17 protein-coding genes are annotated in these 19670 nt (G+C 48.0%); 10 read left to right on the top strand and 7 right to left on the bottom strand.

Features of this window, described 5'->3' with window-relative positions; genetic code table 11:
• Both LBQ00_01700 and htpG read left to right on the top strand, forming a co-directional pair.
• On the top strand, nucleotides 1-126 hold a 126-nt coding region (locus LBQ00_01700; GenBank protein ID MDR2017588.1), incomplete at its 5' end, for a hypothetical protein.
• Between the two features lie 731 nt (nucleotides 127-857).
• On the top strand, nucleotides 858-2768 hold the full coding sequence (gene htpG / locus LBQ00_01695; protein MDR2017587.1) for a molecular chaperone HtpG: 1911 nt from the start codon (nucleotides 858-860) through the stop codon (nucleotides 2766-2768).
• Between the two features lie 165 nt (nucleotides 2769-2933).
• On the opposite strand, the gene dnaJ is transcribed toward htpG, so the two are convergent.
• The 4 genes from dnaJ to LBQ00_01675 all read right to left on the bottom strand — a co-directional run bounded on the left by dnaJ (nucleotide 2934) and on the right by LBQ00_01675 (nucleotide 7219).
• On the bottom strand, nucleotides 2934-4034 hold the full coding sequence (gene dnaJ, locus LBQ00_01690) for a molecular chaperone DnaJ (GenBank protein MDR2017586.1): 1101 nt from the start codon (nucleotides 4032-4034) through the stop codon (nucleotides 2934-2936).
• A 25-nt stretch (nucleotides 4035-4059) separates the two neighbouring features.
• On the bottom strand, nucleotides 4060-4644 hold the full coding sequence (grpE, locus tag LBQ00_01685) for a nucleotide exchange factor GrpE (protein ID MDR2017585.1): 585 nt from the start codon (nucleotides 4642-4644) through the stop codon (nucleotides 4060-4062).
• Between the two features lie 21 nt (nucleotides 4645-4665).
• Nucleotides 4666-5697 (bottom strand): heat-inducible transcriptional repressor HrcA, encoded by a 1032-nt coding sequence (gene hrcA / locus LBQ00_01680; GenBank protein MDR2017584.1) that lies wholly within the window; start codon nucleotides 5695-5697, stop codon nucleotides 4666-4668.
• A 766-nt stretch (nucleotides 5698-6463) separates the two neighbouring features.
• The gene (locus tag LBQ00_01675) at nucleotides 6464-7219 is read right to left on the bottom strand and encodes a hypothetical protein (protein MDR2017583.1); all 756 of its coding nucleotides are present in this window, start codon (nucleotides 7217-7219) and stop codon (nucleotides 6464-6466) included.
• A gap of 721 nt (nucleotides 7220-7940) precedes the next feature.
• Between LBQ00_01675 and LBQ00_01670 the strand changes: the two genes are divergently transcribed.
• Entirely contained in the window at nucleotides 7941-8087 is a 147-nt protein-coding gene (locus LBQ00_01670) for a hypothetical protein (protein ID MDR2017582.1), read from the top strand.
• A 66-nt stretch (nucleotides 8088-8153) separates the two neighbouring features.
• The gene (locus LBQ00_01665) at nucleotides 8154-8519 is read left to right on the top strand and encodes a hypothetical protein (GenBank protein MDR2017581.1); all 366 of its coding nucleotides are present in this window, start codon (nucleotides 8154-8156) and stop codon (nucleotides 8517-8519) included.
• A 982-nt stretch (nucleotides 8520-9501) separates the two neighbouring features.
• Here LBQ00_01665 and LBQ00_01660 read toward each other — a convergent pair.
• Together LBQ00_01660 and LBQ00_01655 are read right to left on the bottom strand one after the other, a co-directional pair.
• Nucleotides 9502-10839: a M48 family metalloprotease gene (locus LBQ00_01660; GenBank protein MDR2017580.1), complete on the bottom strand. Its 1338-nt coding sequence runs from the start codon at nucleotides 10837-10839 to the stop codon at nucleotides 9502-9504.
• Nucleotides 10839-11783: a serine hydrolase gene (locus LBQ00_01655; GenBank protein ID MDR2017579.1), complete on the bottom strand. Its 945-nt coding sequence runs from the start codon at nucleotides 11781-11783 to the stop codon at nucleotides 10839-10841. Before LBQ00_01655 ends, LBQ00_01660 begins: the two co-directional genes overlap by 1 nt.
• Before the next feature lie 192 nt (nucleotides 11784-11975).
• Here LBQ00_01655 and LBQ00_01650 point away from each other — a divergent pair, with 192 nt between their 5' ends.
• Nucleotides 11976-12317 (top strand): hypothetical protein, encoded by a 342-nt coding sequence (locus LBQ00_01650; protein ID MDR2017578.1) that lies wholly within the window; start codon nucleotides 11976-11978, stop codon nucleotides 12315-12317.
• A 1337-nt stretch (nucleotides 12318-13654) separates the two neighbouring features.
• Complete coding sequence (locus tag LBQ00_01645) at nucleotides 13655-14242, top strand: DNA-3-methyladenine glycosylase I (protein MDR2017577.1); 588 nt, start codon at nucleotides 13655-13657, stop codon at nucleotides 14240-14242.
• 267 nt (nucleotides 14243-14509) lie between these two features.
• On the opposite strand, the gene LBQ00_01640 is transcribed toward LBQ00_01645, so the two are convergent.
• Nucleotides 14510-16117, bottom strand: coding sequence for a thiamine pyrophosphate-binding protein (locus LBQ00_01640; GenBank protein MDR2017576.1), 1608 nt, complete (start codon nucleotides 16115-16117; stop codon nucleotides 14510-14512).
• 96 nt (nucleotides 16118-16213) lie between these two features.
• Between LBQ00_01640 and LBQ00_01635 the strand changes: the two genes are divergently transcribed.
• The 4 genes from LBQ00_01635 to LBQ00_01620 all read left to right on the top strand — a co-directional run bounded on the left by LBQ00_01635 (nucleotide 16214) and on the right by LBQ00_01620 (nucleotide 19660).
• A complete protein-coding gene (locus LBQ00_01635; protein ID MDR2017575.1) occupies nucleotides 16214-16765 on the top strand; it encodes a cupin domain-containing protein in 552 nt (183 codons plus the stop codon).
• A 109-nt stretch (nucleotides 16766-16874) separates the two neighbouring features.
• Nucleotides 16875-17348, top strand: coding sequence for an arginine decarboxylase, pyruvoyl-dependent (locus tag LBQ00_01630; GenBank protein MDR2017574.1), 474 nt, complete (start codon nucleotides 16875-16877; stop codon nucleotides 17346-17348).
• A gap of 128 nt (nucleotides 17349-17476) precedes the next feature.
• Nucleotides 17477-18304 (top strand): agmatinase, encoded by an 828-nt coding sequence (speB, locus tag LBQ00_01625; GenBank protein MDR2017573.1) that lies wholly within the window; start codon nucleotides 17477-17479, stop codon nucleotides 18302-18304.
• A gap of 117 nt (nucleotides 18305-18421) precedes the next feature.
• Nucleotides 18422-19660 (top strand): saccharopine dehydrogenase family protein, encoded by a 1239-nt coding sequence (locus tag LBQ00_01620; GenBank protein ID MDR2017572.1) that lies wholly within the window; start codon nucleotides 18422-18424, stop codon nucleotides 19658-19660.
• Nucleotides 19661-19670 lie beyond the last annotated feature (10 nt).

The following is a 19670-nucleotide window of genomic DNA, read 5'->3' as shown; positions in this document are numbered from 1 at the left end:
GAATACGGGGTTGCAAGGCTTAAGGGCAAGTCGGTCCGGGAGCGGGCCTTATCCATGATCAGCATTGCCCATCCTGATTTCAGGGATGAGCTGACCCATGCGGCAAAGAAGATGAAGATCATATAATTGGGTTAATCTCTTTAACGGGGGGTATGGGGGGGGTGAGGAGGCCCTGGCTAGGGCATGAAAGGCGCAGTTGCCAAGAGCCGACTTATTTGAACGTCTTTTAATCTCTACGGGTCTAATTCCCTGCCCCTTAAAGCGTACGCGCTTGCCTGATAGTCAGTCGTAAACCCCGGGATACCCCCCGCTTGCGGCGGGGAGGTTCATTCGCGCTGCCCTGTTTCCTGGTCCATCGCATGTTGAGGAACAAAACGTGATAGGCGCTTCCGCTAACATTAGCCAATTAAATGAGGTTCACGCGGTTACTGTCAGGATAAAACCATTGGCGCCCTCAGGACACATTTATGTCTGAAACCTAAAAGACTTCCGTTACGTACATCATGGAAACGCCGATCTGTCTTGAGCATGGCCTGGATATAGACACCCTTGTTCGTGTGCGGACATGGCAATATTTAAAAAGGAGGCAATAAAGAAAGAACGGTTTTGATCTGTGTGAGCTATGGTCACGGTACGGCCAACATTAGGGCCGGCGGTATCTCTATCGCCCGATGCCCCTATTTTGCTTGTCAATGTTGATTTCTTGGGACGAAGGTCTTGATTTTTCGTCTTCGCTGTACTAATAAATTTATATATCTTTTCGGTCCCGGCTTACCAAGAAAAGAACAATGTATGAAGGCTTAGGATTATAGGATGACCGCCGGAATAATAAAATAAGATAGATGGGGTGATTGATTATGGCAGTGGAAAAATTTGAATTTAAAACGGAAGTAAAACAGCTCCTTGACCTCATGATACACTCGCTTTATTCCCATAAAGAGGTGTTTCTCAGGGAACTTATTTCCAATGCATCTGATGCGATCGACAGGGCACGGTATGAGTCTCTGCAAGATAGCGCGGTTCTCGAGAATGAAACGGGGTGGAAAATAAAAATATCTGTGGACAAAGACGCCAATACCCTGACCGTAAGCGACAACGGACTAGGAATGACCAGAGTTGAGGCGGTAGAGGCCCTGGGCACGATTGCCCACTCCGGGACCAAAGGATTCCTGGAGGCTTTGCAGGCCAGAGAGGTAAAGGATAATCCGGAGCTCATCGGGCAGTTCGGAGTGGGTTTTTATTCATCTTTCATGGTTGCGGACCGTATCACCGTTCTCACAAGGAGGGCCGGGCAAAAGGAAAGCGCCGTCAGGTGGGAGTCAACCGGTGACGGAGCATTTACAGTGGAAGACGCTGAAAAGGCAGGGAAAGGCACCGATGTGATACTCCATCTCAAAGACGAGGAGAAGGAATATCTCGAGTCGTGGGAGATCCGCCGTATTGTTAAAAAATACTCCGATTTCATTGAGCATCCGATTGTGATGGATGTGGAACGAGAGCAGGAAAGCGAGCTCGCGAAAGGCCAGAAGGTCAAGATAAAAGAAGAAGAGACGCTCAATTCCATGAAGGCGATCTGGCTCAAGGATAAATCGGCGGTGACAGATGAGGAGTATAAGGAATTCTACAAGCACGTTTCTCATGACTTCTTTGAGCCCCTGAAGGTGATCCATTACAAGGCGGAAGGTACCACCGAATTCAGCGCCCTTCTCTTCGTCCCTTCGAAAGCCCCTTTCAATATTCTCTACAAGGACTACAAAGCGGGGCCGACCCTATACGTGAAGAGAGTTCAGATCATGGACCACTGTGAGGACTTGATACCGCCCTATCTTCGGTTTGTGCGTGGGGTAATTGATTCCGCCGACCTCCCGCTCAACGTATCAAGAGAGATACTTCAGAACAACAGGCTCGTAGAAACTATCAAGACAAGTGTAATAAAGAAGGTCATTGAAGTACTCAACGAGCTGAAGAAAGACGATTACGGGAAGTACCGTGAATTCCACAGCGAGTTCGGCCGAATACTGAAAGAAGGCATCCATTATGATTTCCAGAGGCGGGAGGCCATCGCCGATCTGCTTCTCTTCCCGTCGACTAAGACCGAGGAAAATAAACTCACCACGTTCCAAGAATATGTGGATAACATGAAGGATGGTCAGGACGAGATCTATTACATCACGGGCACCAGCTTGAAGGATGTATTGAAATCACCTTACCTTGAAGCGTTCAGGGAGAAGGACTACGAAGTGCTCATATTCCTTGATGAGATCGACGATTTCGTCATGAACACCCTCGAATTCAAAGGGAAAAAACTGAAATCGGTGTTGAAGGGTGATATCAACCTCGGCACGCCCGAAGAGAAGGAGAAAGAGGAGAAGAAGTACGGAAAGCTGCTTGAGCTCATAAAAGACAGGCTAAAAGAAGACGTGAAAGATGTGAGGTTCTCGGGAAGACTTACCGACTCCCCGTGTGTCCTCGTGGGCGAGGAAGACGATCTTGACCCCCAGATGGAGAAGCTCCTCAAGGCCATGGGCCAGGAGGTGCCCGAAAACAAGAAGGTCCTGGAGATAAACCAGAACCATCCGCTTCTCGTTGCCATGAACAACCTTTTTGAAAAGGATAAGAAGAACGAGGCGCTCAAGGAATATATAGAGCTTCTTTATGACCAGGCTCTCGTCCTTAAAGGCTCACCACCCAAAGACCCTGCGGCTTTCTCGAAAATGATCGCCAGACTCATGGTGGAGAGCGCATCGACAAAGGGTGCGGAAGGGTAGGAGCCGAATAAACGGGAAAAGAGAAGATGCGGCAATATTTATTACCGCATCTTCTCTTGTTATGACCGGTTTGTTTTTTGTCTTTACCTGCCGCGTGCGACTACAGATGAGCGCGCTGAGATTCGGGAATGACGCGCAAATCATTATGTCGGTTATTGAGGCTTTTTACTGAGACTGACGGTCGAAAAAGTCTTTAACCTTATCTTTGAACCTCTTCCGCGTTCCCCCCGCATGGTCACCAAGCTCCACGGATAATTCTTCCATTAACCGCCTCTGTCTCTCTGTGAGGGATTGTGGTATTACTATGTTCAGATAGACGATCTCATCACCTCGCCCGTATCCATTCGATTTGGCCACTCCAAGATTTTTGAGCCTGAATATTTTCCCCGGCTGCGTACCTGCAGGAATATCGAGGTCTGTCTCCCCCTCTATGGTAGGGATTGAGATACGCCCCCCGAGAGACAGGAGAGAAAAACCAACGTCCATCTGTACAAGGATATTGTCTCCCTCCCGTTCAAAGAGGGGATGTTCTTTAACGTTAAGGACGATGTATAGATCGCCTGGAATCGTGTCGCCTGGCCTGCGCATCCCTTCCCCTCTCAGTCTGAGCCGGGCTCCCGTATCGACGCCAGGAGGAATTTTCACGTTGAGCTTCTTTTGTGTCCTCACGACTCCCTTTCCCTTGCAGCGCTTGCAGGGATTTTTGATAACGTGACCCTCACCGCCGCATGTGCCACAGGTCCTGTTTATGGTAAAGAATCCATGGGTATCGCGCACCTGACCTCTGCCACCGCACGCCTTACAGACGACCGGCTGATGGCCAGGCTCAATTCTTGTGCCGCCGCAGTCCGGACATTTCTCGTCTTTCGGTATCTCAATATCTTTTTCTACGCCGAATACCGCCTCTTCGAACTCTATGCTGAGATTGTATCTCAGGTCAGCGCCCTTCGTTTCTCTATGCCGCTGCTGGGCGCCGAAGAAGTCGCCGAAGAAGTCATTGAAAACGCTGTTAAAATTGCCGCCCTGGAATCCAAAATCGAAACCGGCGCCTTCATCGGAGCCAAATCGATCGTACCTTGCCCTTTTTTGGCTGTCGCTCAGGACCGCATAAGCTTCACTGATCTCCTTGAACCTCTCTTCCGCTTCCTTGTTTCCTGGGTTCCGGTCGGGGTGATATTCGAGAGCAAGCTTCCGATACGCCTTTTTTATCTCATCGTCCGATGTATCTCTCGAAACGTCCAGAATTGAATAATAATCTTTTTTCATAATCTAATCCGAGAAAAAGCAAGCCCTATTGAACTTCCGGCTTCTTTGAGACCGATACCCTGGAAGGTCTCACTATTCTGCCGTTCAGCGTATAACCCTTCTGTGTCTCCGAGATGACGGTATCGGGTTCCATGTCAGCTCGTTCCTCCTGGTATAAGGCCTCATGAAGATTGGGGTCGAATTTTTTCCCCACTGCTTCGATCCTTTCAACTCCGGCTTTCTCAAGGACCTTGAGGAACTGGTTAAAGGTGATCTTCACTCCTTCCTCAATGGCCTTCACGTCGTCCGTATGGGATGCATGGTTGAGCGCCATCTCCATATTGTCAAGTACCGGGATCAATTCCTGAAGAAGCGTCTCGTTGCCGTACTTAAGGATCTCCTGGACCTCCTTTGTCTTCAATCTTTTGAAATTTTCAAACTCTGCGTGGAGATAAAGCATTTTGTCTTGCAGGTCTTTGATCAGACCATTCTTTGTTTCAATCTCCTTTTGAAGTTCTTCGACAGGATCTTCTTTCTTCTTGTGCTCCTCACAAGCCTCACTTTTTTCCTGTATTTCTATAGTCTTTCCGTTATCTTCCGTTTCCAAGCCTTCTCCCCGTCTGCGATTCATCTGTCTACTCCTCTTCTGTACCTACATTATGGACAGAATATCTGTCAGTGTTTTTGCCGTGTAGTTTACTATAGGTATAATCTTCCCGTAATTCATTCTTATGGGACCTATAACCCCAAGCACCCCATAGCTTTTCTCTCCAATACGGTACGTGGACGTGATAATGCTCAAGTCCCTCATTTCTTTAATTTCGCTCTCTGTTCCCATAATTACGTGGATGCCTTCTTCTTTAAGACAACTGTCAAGAAGCCGGAGCAGTTTTTCTTTCCTTTCCAGAGTGTGAAAGAGCTCCTTCAGTCGCGCCAAATCGGAAAATTCCGGCATATCCATCATCTTGGAAGCGCCTTCAATGTAGATTTCTCTCTGGTCTTCCTCTTCCATGATATTTTCAATTGTCTCTTTTATCTTTCCGAGGAGCCTGGCATAGCTCTCCTTGTCTTTTTCTACATCTTCTAGAATCTCTTCCTTGAGGGTATAAAACGGTACTCCGCTGAATTTTTCATTCATATAATTCTTCATGCTGTTCAGAAATACGGGGCTGAAGTTCTCTTCTGCCTCTACGAGGCGGTTATGGACAATGCCCGCCGAAGTGACAAAGACGGTCAGAACCGTATGCTTCGACAGCTTCACGAATTCAATCTCTTTAAAGAGCATCGTATTGACTCTGGGTTCAACTACTATGCTCGTAAACTTTGAAATGGACGCCAGGGCCTTAGAGGCGTCTTCCATAAGACCTTCAACATGGGCGTATCGCGGCTTGAAAAGGCTTTCAAGGACCTGCATCTCTCTTCTTCGAAGGCTTCTCAAGACAAGCATGGAGTTTACATAATATCTGAAAGCTTTGTACGTTGGAATCCTTCCCGCGACCACATGAGGCTTATAAAGAAAACCCTGTTCCTCCAGATCCGCCATGATGTTTCTTATGGTGGCTGAACTCAACTTGTTGCGCATGGACTTTGCGATTGTTCTTGAGCCGACAGCTTCTGCGGATATGATATAGCTGTCCACTATGAGCTCCAGAACCATTCTTTCTCTTTCCGTTAATACTGCCATAGGCCCTTTTCAACCTTATTAAGGTAATAGCATCTCAAATTTTTGTCAAGAAACGAAATCCAACGAAAATATCCCTACCTACACTAATTATACACGCAAAAAGGCTCGACTTCAATGGTTTAGGACTCGCACGGACTTCCAGCGGGGATCGGTGGGGGGGTGGCAGTGTCTATGTAGATTAACAACCGCTAGTTGTCAGGCTTTGGGGCGAGTTTTGATCATGCTTTCTGTTTCTTGATTATTTCTCGATTGTCGCTGAATCCAGAGGTTTTTCTGTAAAACGATGAGACGGCAAGCCTTCTTTCTGTTGAGGAGGGTCTTGGGTAACCCGCGCGCGACAGTATTCAGCCAATTGTAATTTAAGGCCGTGGCCGGAAGAATATCGTCTATTATGATGGTGTACTGCTATTTTTATAAAAAAGTGCAAGAAAAGCCCGTCAGGACTGAAATGGCCTCGACGGGCTTTATGTCTTATTGAGCGATCGGTATATCAAAGTTACGTACGCTTATTTTCTTCCAGGATACCAGACCGTCAAAGATATGACCCATTCCGGCCGGGTCAGAAGGTTTTGTAACCTATGGCCCGGCCATTCCTTATTTCACCGGCTAACACACCGTTGCGATGTCAAACATGCCCCTCTGCTGGGTTCTAATGGCCTATAATGGCCCACCAAACTATATTGTAGTCGAAACCCCCCTGCTTTACATTAAGCCTTGGCCGCCTTCATCCAATACTTGCACGGGAACAGCGCAAGCGAAAAGCACTTTAGGGACATCTGAAGTACGAATTGCCGCCTTTCACCGGCACTGGGGTATTTGTACTGGCAGTGGTCCCATCGCCCAACTGACCGTAAGCATTATCTCCCCATGCCAATAACGGGCCGCTGCCGCATTTCATTTGTGGAGGAAGGAGCGCCAAGGAATGATCAGCTCCAGCGGCAAGAGCAATTACACCTTTGACCTGCGCCTGCACTGGGGTATTTTTTTGAGCAGTGGTCCCATCGCCTAACTGACCGTTATTATTCCGTCCCCATGCCCACACCGTACCATCTTCTTTTAGCGCCAAGGAATGATCAGCTCCAGCGGCAAGGGCTGTAAATGGTGGTGGTTTAATGAGGGATAATTTTTGTGGTGGTTGATACACCGGCACTGGGGTATTTTTTTGAGCAGTGGTCCCATCGCCTAACTGACCGTAAGCATTATCTCCCCATGCCCACACCGTACCATCTTTTGTTAGTGCCAGGGAATGATGGGCTCCGGCGGCAAGAGCAATTATGCTTTCGACTTTCACCTGCACGGGGATATTTTTACTGGTAGTGGTCTTGTCGCCTAACTGACCGTAAGTATTATCTCCCCATGCCCATACCGTACCATCTCCTGTTAGCGCGAGGGAATGATGGACTCCGGCCACTATTGGAAACTGTGCCGCAGATGCGGAAGTCGCCGTCATTGGTATCATGGTGAGCATAACCGCCACTGAAATGAGCATTGCCAAGGGCCTGTTTTTTCTGGTTTTTATCATGAAACGCTCCTTATTCCGGGAAATCAATCCCTGATATTGTGTGTTTCCTTTTCGGTTGCCGCTCTCTGAGGAAACAGTTTGCCCTGTGTATGTATATATGTATAGTCGTGTCATCTTTAAAGAACAGAATACCATGAAACCCTGCGGGGAAGCGCACAAAGGCATACAACCAAAGGCACTCGCGCCGTCTTGTTCCATCATATGTGTTTTCCTGTCCGTCTTTTATGGCAAACCATTGACATAGAATACTCGGATATTTAACTGGTAATACTGTATTTTTATATTGTACATAAAGTTCCAGCACGGTCAAGCCTAAATTTGTAAATTTTCTGGCATTTCCAACTGTAGGCTCGCTGGTCTTTTTGGCTTCCGTCAGTCTATGTTCCACTAAGCTGCCTGTATGAAGCGTCATATCTTGATGGATGGCTTCGGAAACTTTTCCCGGAAAAGTAGGAATAATTTACAGTTCAGCCATTGACAAAACAAAAAAGTGTATATAATTGTAACCAATTAAGGTGTTGTCAAATTTGATACTTTTCAATCATAATCCCTATTAGGATGAAAATGGTGGAGTGTAAAACTTATCCAAAATGGGATTGTTGGGCTCCCCGAAAAGTAAAGCTGAAAACAGAGAACCACAACTCCAAAATAAAAGTGGCCGCTCAATCACGTTGCGCGTTAGCAAGGAGGCAAAAAATTTTATTTTGGAGGAAACGAAACAATGAAAAAACTATCATTTTTGGCGTTTGTATTTACAATGGCGTTTGCCTTTGCAATCCCCACAATGGCTACTCCGGCATACGATTCCACCGTTTATGTAAATACTACACCTGACGACAAAACAAAAATAGTCCTATCTGGCGGTTAGACTGATGTAACCTACAAAGTCGCAATTACAAACATAAGCAAAAGTGCAGACCTTCCACAGATAGTCGTGACGCCGTTTGGCCATAACACAAGCGGTATCTCAGCAAGTAAACCTACCCTGATTGCAAAAGAGGACACGGTTGAGTTTACATTTACAGTAACATACGCCGAAGAGGGCACTTATGATTTCTGTGTAAATATCAAGAATATGCGAGGCAACAGCGGCAAATGGAATTATGAGTTTAACGCTTGTGGAGGTAACGTTTCTGTTGTTGCGTCATCGGAATCAGAACTGCCCGATGGGTTTACGTTTACCTCGGATGGACTTCTTATCAACTGCTGGGATGCGCTTGGTATTGATGTAGACGCCTCCAACAATGGCAAAAATATTATTTTTGGTACATCAATGAACGAGGTGTGGAGGATCAGTTAGATGTTTATTCGCAAACAGTTCTCCGTGATGATGGCATACAAATTAAGAAAGATGCATTGGAAACAGGCACTTATACAATCATAAATACCAGAACCAACGAGTATTTCATATTTAATGTCGAGCGGGATGGCGACAAGTTAATAATCGAAATTCTCAATTGAGGTAAGCTTTATCCAGTAAAGTATAGAATCGGGACTGCCGATTCTATACTTTATATGGCATGGATAGGCCAAAAGCCCGCGAGACTGACGCTTACTTTCCGCGGGACCTTTCTAAAAATATTATTTATCCCTCCTTGGCAAGCAATGTTATGACCGTGGGGTGAACATTGCAAAGACCGTGGTGGAAGAATAAAAATACAAAATGAAGCTCTGTCCCAACCCAGTTTTTACTTACTTATAAAAAAACATTATCGGACGTGTGCACCAAAAATAGGGTGTTGTCAGGCATGCGCTCATCAATTCTACCGCGGCACATGACATCTGTAAGGTCGTCTATTAAGCGGAAAAAGGCGACTGCCTTTCTCGCAGCGCCCGCTCTAGTCCAGAGGATGCTGAGCCTTAATAACCTGGCGTCATATGACTTCAGTTCACTTAGGATAAGGAACATAATACAGGGAGCGGCGTTTGAAAAATATGATATGAAACCTTATTGCCGGCTCAATTTTGCATACATCCGGCTCACAGAACGAGAGTCATGGATACCCTCCTACCCTCCGTCTGGTATGTTTTCATAGCATAGTTTGCTTAATGCTCTCAAGCGAGCGGTCTCATGCCGGTGACTGACCAGAGCGTGACACGGCGCAGGAATTAAGCGGTCGCTCTTCCGTCCCAACAACCGACATCAACAAGGATATTCTTATCTTCCCGAGAGATTGAGGCGGTCGATTACTTCCCGGGCATAGCCAAGTTGAGCAGACGATGAGTGAATATATTCATAAGGGTCCCAAGTGACCCTCGGCTCCTCCTGTCATCAGCATGGATTATTTCTTGTTTTTACTTGGCAGTCTGTCGAGAAGATTCACCACTTCTTGACCACCTTTCGAGTTTATTCCGTACCTGTTCACCGCTTTTTCGAAATTGGTTCGTGCCTGATCAACATTTCCAAGCACCAGATGATAACTGCCGAGAAATCGGTATCCGTCCCCTTCATTGCCCATCATGCCGCAAAGCATGCCGAGCCTGCTATATAATTCCGGGTAGATGTTTGCGTAGCTGAGTATCTCTTTGTACGCCTTCACAGCCATTGGCCGGTCACCGCCCCCTTCATATGCCTTTGCAAGAAAATAGCAACCGATAGGGTTCGATTCGTATCTGAGCAAGTCCGTCGCCTCTTTGTATCGCCGCGCATTAACAAGCATTTCCCCCAAAAATATGTCTCTGTAAGGCGACTTGATGCCTGAAGCGACTCGTACCGATTCATCTGTATCCCCCCTCATGGAATAAATGAGGGCGGCGGCATAGCAATTCACAGGATCCGTATTGTCTCTGAGGTATTTGTTCATCCATATCTCCTCAATACCCAACCCTGGGGTCCTGTAAAGGATCTGCGCCCTTGCCGTCACATAAGGGAAAAAGGAGGTATCCAACTTGACGGTACTGTTCCTCCATCGGTTCCCAATCTTCACGATCCTTTCCCCGTGGTGCGGATGGGTAAGAAGGTATCGCGGTACCATTTTGTTATCCGAGGTTATCCTCAATTTCTTCAGAAACTCGGCCGTGCCAAGGCCGCCGTAGCCGGCCTTGTCTGCGTTTGCAGAGCCAACCTCATCCGCTTCTTCTTCATTTTCCCTAGTATAGGTGATCGCCATCTGCTGGGCGCCGCCTAGGCCGGCGCTTAGGACCGCTGATTTACCCGCCGGGCTTGGGATCAGAGCTGCAGCAAGCATGGTCGCCAGTGTTGTCCAGGTCATGAATTTCTGCTTTTCAATAGCCTTGGCCACGTGTCTTTTCGAAATATGGGCAAACTCGTGGGCCATAACCCCTGCGAGTTCCTCTTCTTTATCGCACAGACTGATGAGCCCGGTGGTTATGAATACATAGCCCCCGATGGACGCGAATGCGTCGACTGTGGGAGAATCTATGACGGTGAAGACTATGGGGAGCTCAAGGCTGGTTGCCGCTTCAAGCCTTTCCTGCATTGAGTGGAGGTAAAAAGATATGTACAGATCATTATTGATCGGCACTGCACGGGCGATTTGGAAGTACATCTCCCGTCCGTACTTTTTTTCTTCTTCCACGGTTATTCCGTAGACCCTGAACGGAAAAACGAGGAGCAGAAGAAGGATGAGCACAATGGTCGTGTAGTTATTGCCCTTCATTACGGCTTGCTGTTTTTCTTTACTCTCTTAACGATGTGCTTCTTGCTGGCTCCGGTTTTCTTTTTTGAAATATGCTTCTTCTCCGCCGCCGGTTTCTTTTTCGTCTGCTCATGATACGATGTGAGGACAAGAGAATGCGCTTTTGCCAGCCTCATCTCTCTATCCGAGGGGAGTTGCTCATAGAGGTTTTTCAATAGGAGGACCGAATCCCCCCACAGATCTCGACTGCCTAGGAGGGAGAGTATATATTCCTTGCCGTCTTTTTCAAAGGCGCCCACATAGCAATGCTTTGATGCTTGAGTAAAGCCTGTCTTTCCTCCTATGGCCGGTTCAAAACAGAAGAGGAATCTGTTATGATTTTTATATCGTGTCGATCTTTGCCGGTCATGAAACAGGAAATACCTGGTGGATATAATCTCCCTGAACCTCTCGCTGGAAAGGGCATATTTGAATATGAGGGCAAGATCATAGCATGTGGTATACTGACCTTCCACGTAAAGGCCGGAGGCGTTTTTGAAATTAGTATTCTCAGCGCCTATAGCAAGGGCTTTCTCGGTCATTATGCGGGCAAAATCCTCCTCGGATCCTCCTATATAGGCACCAAGCGTGTAGGCTGCATCATTAGCGGACTCAATCATCGCACCTTTCATAAGATCGCTGGAGGTATACTGATTGCCGGGTACGAGGTAGAGTTTTGACCTGGGAAACTTCAGGACGTTAGGGTCGGGGGTGATCATCTCTTTGCCGTCAAGCTTTTCGATTGCAAGGATGGTGGTCATCACTTTGGTAGTGCTTGCAGGAGGCAGCTTCCTCTCATAATCTCTGCCCGCTATCACCTGAAACGTATCTTTTTCCACCAGGATGTATGATTTGGCCGTTATAGAATCGTTCGCCGAAAGGCAGAAAGGAAGAACCAAGGCCAGAAATAAAATAATATATGTCATTATGGCTCTCTTATATACTATATTGTCCATATTGTACGACTTTTTATGATAGCATACTGTCGTATAAATGAAAAGAGAAGGTCTGTCCTGTTCGCTGCATGGGCAGTATGCAGCAATGACGAACGGCATACGCCTTGATAGTAGCCGCCTTTTTAAGACGGTTGCAGAACGGGAAAACAAAGAGGAGGGAAAATGGCACAGATTAAGGTGAAAGCGAGAAAGGACAGTGAGTATCGGATAATACCGGCTTCTGGTGTATGGGGTGGAGTAACTCCTTACGGAATGGTATGTTTTGACCTTGTTCTGGAAAAGCCAGAGGCGCCTACGGTAACCACGATCGATGTGAACGAGGCCACAGGCCACAGAGTGGAAACGATCCAGGAACCCAAAGGCCCTTCCGTGGAACGCATCCTTATGGCGGGAATCCTGGTAAGGCCGGAGATTGCCAGAGTGATAGGACATTGGCTCATAGAAAAAGCGGATGAAGCCGATATGCTTGAAAAGTCATCTGATTCTTCTGTGCTCCTGCAGTAGCGAAAATTTAATCTCTACGGGTCTAATTCCCCGCCCCTTAAGGCACGCGCTTCAAAGTCAGTCGTAAACCCCGGGATACCACGCCGCAAGCGGCGGGGAGGTTCATTGTAGAGTGTCTCTTGGCCGCTACCCAGGCGTTCTCGGATTCATAAAGCGTCGCAAAATCAATATTTCAGGCGTTGGGAAGCAGGCACTCCGAATTTGTGTGCCCTCAGAGGGAACTGACGAGGCATTCGACTTTATTTTTTTATGTCCCTCTTTCTCGCGATGGGAATGGGGGGGGGAACATATTTCCGACAAATATGTCGAAAGAATCTTTTCTCGCCGACATTTATCGCTGCACACCAAGAAAACCGGTAAAAAAACCGGACCAAATTGTTTTTCCCGGTGAAGATTAATATTACATATGTGGGTTTCATGACAGGAGCTGTTGCTAATTGTCAATTCCTTGACGATCATATGGGATCGGTTGTGGAAATATTGACAGAAGAATACCCGTATTATTCAAAAGTTACAAGTCAATCCCGCTTATCGGCATCAATATTGCATCTTAAAATAACAGTGCATATGATGAATCGGGAGGTGGACGGGTTAAGGACGAAAAAGAACTTGTTAATATAATACATAGTTATTTTCGTGATGGCACTACTTGTTTTTTTGTGCGTCTCCCCAGGTTACAACACCTAAAAAAGGGCGCTATCTGGGCGAGAGTGTAGGCGTTATTGCGGGCCAGATCATTTTGGAAACATGACAGGCACTTCAATATGAACCGCCGGAGGCGCCTTCGCCGGTGTTATAGCCGGGAACGCAATAGATTAGAATGAAGCGCTGAAGAGCATCGAAAACAGGGAAATCAGTTCGGCAAAGACCGTGCCAGTCAGTTCCAGGGAGCAGTCTCAGGGGTAATGATGGAACAGAAGGTTGTGGTGGGTGGCAGTATGAAAGATGGATATCGGCCCATCGGACATGGGTCCCGGATAACTATCGCCGGTTACCACACATATAGTATGCCGAATAAAAATTCTACATGCTTTTCCTCATTTGCATATCTCTTAGGCGATGGCCCCTTCAGGGGGGGATCAGGAGGGGCCATCGCTTCCTAAACAGGACAGCTGCTGTTCGAAAGACAATTCTTCAGTGGTTGTCCTCTCCTAAAAAATTCGTTGCCACAGTCCTTCGGGACTGTATAAATCGGCTCTACGTACCTGTGTGCAAATTCCTGGAAAAGCGTCTTGACATGACCTGCATTAAAAGACAAGATAAGGGAAGAGGGGAGGGGACCTGGAGTAAGGGAAGGATTCCTTCCATAGACTGACTACGACAAGGTGGGCATACAAGTGAAGCGTTGCGAATGGGCTGAAGGAAGTGACCTCCTCAGGGCGTACCATGATGAAGAGTGGGGCGTAGAAATCCATGATGACACAAAACTGTTTGAGTTTCTCATACTTGAAGGGGCCCAAGCTGGACTGAGCTGGTCCACCATTCTCAAAAAACGGGACGGTTACAGAACGGCGTTTCACAATTTCGACGCAGGGAAGATCTCCATGTACTCGGAGAGCGACATTTCAGCGTTGTGCGCTAACCCCGATATCGTGAGGAACAGGTTAAAGATTAAGGCGGTCGTCACCAACTCCGCAGTGTTCCTGCGGGTACAAAAGGAATTTGGAAGCTTCGATACATATATTTGGAGATTTGTCAGCGGAAAGACAATTAAGAATGAGTGGAAGAGAATGACGGAGGTTCCCTCCAGATCACCAGAATCCGATGCTATGAGCAAAGACATGGTCCAAAGAGGGTTCAAGTTCACGGGTACGACGATCTGCTATGCCTTCATGCAGGCCGTCGGTATGGTGAATGATCATGTCATGGATTGTTTCAGATATGAGAGACTTGGCTGTCCGAAATTAGTCGGGGAAAACCTGTGAGATGCCTTCCAGTAGCCAATCTGCCTGAAAGCCTCTCGTTGCCCCCTCCCTCCCATGTTGGATTCAGCCGCTTTTGCTGTCGACGAGAAAGCATACAGGAACACGCTGGCGTTTAGCGGCATGCCGCGCTTAAACCTGACTGTCCGCGATGCAGACCTTTCTTTTTCGGAAGCCCGTGCCCACGGACCGGAGCTCGTCTTGCCGGAAGAAGACTTCTCAAGGCCCGTTCAATGTTCAGGTGTCGTTCGCGCTTAAGCCGGACCCTGATTAAAAGATAAATTTCCACGGTGGTGGAAAGGCCGGTAAATCCAACTCTATAAGGAATGGCTCATCCCACGTGACATCATCTCGAAACAAACCCTTCAGGCGGTCCAATGTACCGGCCTTTTTCGCCTTGATACCAAAAGACTTTGCAAGTTTTGTGAAGTCGGGATTAGCCAGGGCCATGGAACTACGAATACCGTATGATGAATCCATATATTCCTCCAGGATTCCGAAGCCGCCACTGTTGTATACGAGGATCACCACGGGGATGTTGTACTGTTTTGCTGTGGCGAGGTCACTGGCGCAGGGAAGAAAGCTGCCGTCTCCCGTTACCGAGAGAACCGGCTGATCGGTGCGGCTAAGCTTTGCGCCCAGAGCTGCGGGAAAACTAAAAAAAGTGGGGGCGACGCCGGTGGGCATGATGAATGTCCTCTGGTGGACAACGGGAAAATAATATTCGGCCCAGTATCCCACGAGACTTAAGTCCCATACGGTTGTCGTCTCGGGCGGGACGGCATCTCTTATGATCTGCATGACCCTGAATCCTGTCGAACCTTTTTTTAGGGTCTCCCTCTCCCGGCGTTCCTTTTCTTTCAGAAGGTCCATATCCCAGTCGAATCTCGAATTCTTGAGGATCTTACGAATTCCGCCGAGGGCAGTCCCGAGGTCTCCTGAGGCGCCGAGGTGAGCCCCATGGTTCCTGCCTATCCAAGCGTCATCCACGTCTATATGGACAAGCTTATGTATCTTAACACCCCGTCTTTTCACATCCATGTCGCGGAGTCTCGTGCCCAGGGCAATGACCATGTCCGCCGATGACACAATCTCTCTGGCAAGGCCCTTTGCCATCACATTCCCGAAGGCACAGCGACTCAGCTCGGATATAGCGCCTTTACCAGAAGTAGTCGTAAGAAAAGGTATCCCCTTCTCCTCGCAAATTGCTTTGACGGCCATTCCCAGATCTTCTCTCATGAGGGATTTTCCTCCGATTATGACGGGCTTATGGCACCCTTCAAGCACTTCCATGGCCCCGTCCAACTCAGGTGAAACCTCCCGCTCTTCATGTTCTTCGTTTTCAGCAGAAATATCTTTTTCAAAGAATCTGTAAGGGATGGAGACGAGTACGGTCCCCCGGCGCCCTGTGATCATCGTCCGGAAACCTTCTCTAAGCACAGGAACAACCTCTTCTTTGCGGGACGCGGCAAAGACCGCCTTCGTAATTGGTCTGAAAAGCGCTTCCACTGCTGCCAGTTCATGAAGTATGCCCTTGCCGATTTCCTCTCTTCCTGTGTCAACGTGCAGGATCAATAGCGGCACATTGCCGGCGTGCGCCTCCATGCAGCCCGAGATAATATTACCGAGACCCGGGCCAGGAGTGACGATCAGCACACCTGGCCCACCAGAAGCTTCGGCATATCCGATAGTCATATATGCAAGGTCCAGCTCATGTCTTCCCATGATAACCTGGATTTTGTGCCTTCTGAAACTTTCGCTCAGGGGAAGGCTGTGGATGCCAGGGAGATAGAAGAGATGGCGGATGCCTTTTGCTATAAAAAAATGTAAAATCGCGTCTTTGCCGAGCATTGCGGTTTGAATATCTAAGTTTAGCATAGTAGTACTAAAAGTTAAATAAAATTTTACTTGACAATAAAGCCGATTATTTTGTTTAATACTGTAAACTTTCAGTGAGCTTATATTGTTAGTGATATGAATATTGGCGGATCAAGCATTGGCGAGAGAATAAAGATGTTGAGACAGGCGAAATCGCTTACGCAGGAGGAGCTTGCCTCGAGGGCGAGCCTTACAAAAGGTTTTATCTCGCAAATAGAGAGGAATCTGACCTCTTTGTCCGTGGAGAGCCTCATTGGCATCCTTGATGCTTTGGACGAAAAACCGTCCAGTTTTTTTAATGGTGCTTATGACGAAAAGATAGTTTTCAAGCTGAAAGACAGAGTCGACCTTGAGATGGACGACGTAAAGCTGTTTCAGATACTTGTGCCTGCCGCCCAGAACAGGATGATGGACCCTGCGCTCCTGGAAATGGCCTCAGGAGAGAAGACACCCGAGGAAGAGCCTCATGAGGGAGAAGAGTTTGGTTTTGTTTTGTCCGGAAGTATTGAGCTTTCACTTGGAGGAAAGGTGTACAAGCTCAAAAAGGGCGAATGTTTTTATTTCAGGGCAACAAGGAAGCATTTTATAGCGAACAGGCGAACGAATAAGGCGCTTGTCCTATGGGTCTCTTCGCCCCCTAATTTTTAGCGCATTCGACGGCAAAAGAATCGGTAATAATAAGGGTAATCTGGATTTCTTAGGTAAAGAAATCACCCACAAACCTGTTGGGTATTAAAGAGTTTGAGAGGTGGTCAAAGTGATTATTAAAACACCCACGAAGTTTTTCCTTGTGAGCGGTTCCTCCGAAGGATTCTCACTACTGAATGCTTTTGACGGCGCTCTTTTGGCTTCGGGCGTCGGAGATACCAACCTTGTAAAAATGAGTAGTATTCTACCTCCGGGCTGTGAGGAAATGATACCGGCCCCGGTACCAATGCCTCAAGGCGCACTTGTACCGGTAGCCTATGCATCTCTTTATAGCGATGTTCCCGGAGAAACAATATCTGCGGCTGTGGCAATAGGTATACCCACGGATTCGAATCGGGCCGGCCTTATCATGGAGTATTCTGCGCGAGCCGAAGAGAGCGTCGTTGTCGAGCAGGTCAAAAAGATGGTGGAAAAAGGGATGGAGCTGAGACAGCGGGAGATTAAAGAGATAAAGTCTATTTCAGCTACCTGCAAAGTCATCGCCATCGGTGCCGTCTTCGCGGGCGTGGTCTTGTGGGATTGACCCGGATTGGTTTGCAGAAAAATGGTCCGACACTCCTTCGCCCACAAGGTTGCGCTGCGGTCAAAATGTCATAGCGGGAATATCGCCGTATTTTTCATAACACCCACATTTCGTAAGGATGAGCACCCATGAAAGGCGTCTTCAATGAGAGATACATGGGGTCCGCCGGGGACGAGAAACCGGCTGGAATTATTATAGTCGGATGCCCGCTGGAGGCTACGTCTTCTTTTCGAGGTGGGACAAAGTTTGCCCCTGACAGCATCAGGAGGGCATCGTGGACTCTTGAGACGTATAGTCCCTATCTTAAGCAGGACTTGGAGGACACAATCTTTTACGATGCGGGTAATCTTGAGCTCCGCCCAGGCGATCTTGAGTACTCCTTGGGGCTCATTGAAGATGCGGTGACTGTGCTGATGGAGAAAGGCAAGAAAATTCTCGTATTAGGCGGCGAACATCTCGTAACATACCCTGTTTTGAAAGGCGTAAAAAAGCGTTTCAGAGACATACAGATAGTGCATTTCGATGCCCATTGCGACCTCAGAGACGAATATGAAGGACAGAGGCTTTCTCATGCGACGGTCATGAAGCGGGTGAAGGAACTGGGCAGGACTGGGATTTTGCAGGTAGGAATACGGTCAGGAACCAGGCAGGAATTTGAAGAACTTGTCCCTGTCGACTCGCCGGCGTCGCTCGCGGGCCGCATGAAACCAGATACGCACGTATATGTGAGCTTTGATCTCGACGTTTTTGATCCGTCGCTGGCTTCCGGCGTAACGACTCCTGAGCCCGGTGGACTCACGTTTAGAGAAGTCATGGAGTATTTTGCCGTTTTAAGAGGCGCGAACATTATAGGAGCGGACATAGTTGAACTGGCGCCTGACTACGATGCGGCCTTTGTCTCTTCAATTTGCGCTTCAAAGGTGGCGAGAGAATTTCTCATGCTCCTCAATTCATAAGAGGCGCGATAGACGCTTCCTGCCTGTGGATAAATCTTCAGCGAGAGAGTATTCTTGACCCCTTGTTGATCGCGGCGCCAGTAATGTCGAAATAATCTCAGTTACGGGAGGACGGTTATGACTAATATAAAAAAGACCGGAAGGATTATGATAATCGGGGCCGGAGGCGTGGCGACCGTGGCTGCGCACAAATGCGCACAGGCTCCCGAAGTCTTCAGAGACATAATGGTGGCCAGCAGGACGCTATCCAAATGCGAGGCAATAGCCGGAGACATCAGGAAGAGATGCGGCATGCAGATTGAGACCGCGCAGGTGGACGCCGACAACGTGTCTGAACTCTCCGCTTTGATCCGGAGATTCCGGCCCGATGTGGCGCTTAACCTGGCCCTTCCTTATCAGGACCTTCACATAATGGACGCCTGCCTGGAGACGGGGGTCGACTATATAGACACAGCCAATTACGAACCATTGGACGAGGCTCACTTCGAGTACCGCTGGCAATGGGAGTACCAGGACAGATTTAGGAAGAAAGGACTCATGGCCCTTCTAGGTTCAGGGTTTGACCCAGGCGTGACCAATGTCTATGCCGCTTATGCCCAGAAGCATCTCTTTGACGAGATAAATTATCTGGACATCATGGACTGTAATGCTGGAACCCACGGCCATCCCTTTGCTACGAATTTCAATCCTGAGATCAATATTAGAGAAGTGACGCAGGTTGCGAGGCACTGGGAAAACGGGAAGTGGATCGAAACGCCAGCTATAATTGAGGAAGGTAGCACCCACTTTACCTTCAATTACCCTGTGGCAGGACCGAGAGACAGTTACCTCCTTTATCACGAAGAGCTCGAATCCCTTGTCCTTAATATAAAGGGACTGAAACGGGCTCGCTTCTGGATGACCTTTTCAGACAATTACCTTACCCACCTTAGAGTGCTAAGGAATGTGGGCATGACGAGAATAGATGAGGTCGACTACGAGGGAAACAAGATCGTTCCAGTGAAATTTCTGAAGACCCTCCTCCCCGAACCAGTTTCTCTCGGAACGAAATATACGGGAAAGACGGTCATCGGCAACATCATGACAGGGAAAAAGGATGGGAAGGTTATTACTAAGTATATATATAACGTCTGCGATCACGAGTACGCGTTCAACGAGACCGGGACGCAGGCGATCGCATATACCACCGGCGTACCTGCCATGATCGGGGCCATGATGCTCCTTACCGGGACCTGGCGTGGAGAGGGGGTCTATAATGTTGAACAACTGGACCCTGACAAGTTCATGGAAGCTTTGAGCAAATACGGTCTCCCCTGGCAGGTGGAAGATCACGAAGCGCTTTCCGGCAGGTTCTGAATAGGGTGCT

The organism is Syntrophobacterales bacterium (assembly GCA_031274925.1).
Lineage (GTDB): Bacteria > Desulfobacterota > Syntrophorhabdia > Syntrophorhabdales > Syntrophorhabdaceae > PNOM01.
The sequence above is the reverse complement of the archived record's forward strand: the minus strand, read 5'-3'. Positions and strand labels throughout refer to the sequence as shown.

What these genes read in the sequence shown, in the direction of transcription:
- LBQ00_01660 (MDR2017580.1), bottom strand. Translation starts at nt 10,839, where the DNA reads ATGAAGGGCAATAACTACACGACCATTGTGCTCATCCTTCTTCTGCTC.
- dnaJ (MDR2017586.1), bottom strand. Translation starts at nt 4,034, where the DNA reads ATGAAAAAAGATTATTATTCAATTCTGGACGTTTCGAGAGATACATCG.
- LBQ00_01620 (MDR2017572.1), top strand. Translation starts at nt 18,422, where the DNA reads ATGACTAATATAAAAAAGACCGGAAGGATTATGATAATCGGGGCCGGA.
- speB (MDR2017573.1), top strand. Translation starts at nt 17,477, where the DNA reads ATGAAAGGCGTCTTCAATGAGAGATACATGGGGTCCGCCGGGGACGAG.
- LBQ00_01670 (MDR2017582.1), top strand. Translation starts at nt 7,941, where the DNA reads ATGAAAAAACTATCATTTTTGGCGTTTGTATTTACAATGGCGTTTGCC.
- LBQ00_01650 (MDR2017578.1), top strand. Translation starts at nt 11,976, where the DNA reads ATGGCACAGATTAAGGTGAAAGCGAGAAAGGACAGTGAGTATCGGATA.
- htpG (MDR2017587.1), top strand. Translation starts at nt 858, where the DNA reads ATGGCAGTGGAAAAATTTGAATTTAAAACGGAAGTAAAACAGCTCCTT.
- LBQ00_01640 (MDR2017576.1), bottom strand. Translation starts at nt 16,117, where the DNA reads ATGCTAAACTTAGATATTCAAACCGCAATGCTCGGCAAAGACGCGATT.
- LBQ00_01655 (MDR2017579.1), bottom strand. Translation starts at nt 11,783, where the DNA reads ATGACATATATTATTTTATTTCTGGCCTTGGTTCTTCCTTTCTGCCTT.
- LBQ00_01675 (MDR2017583.1), bottom strand. Translation starts at nt 7,219, where the DNA reads ATGATAAAAACCAGAAAAAACAGGCCCTTGGCAATGCTCATTTCAGTG.
- LBQ00_01635 (MDR2017575.1), top strand. Translation starts at nt 16,214, where the DNA reads ATGAATATTGGCGGATCAAGCATTGGCGAGAGAATAAAGATGTTGAGA.
- hrcA (MDR2017584.1), bottom strand. Translation starts at nt 5,697, where the DNA reads ATGGCAGTATTAACGGAAAGAGAAAGAATGGTTCTGGAGCTCATAGTG.
- grpE (MDR2017585.1), bottom strand. Translation starts at nt 4,644, where the DNA reads ATGAATCGCAGACGGGGAGAAGGCTTGGAAACGGAAGATAACGGAAAG.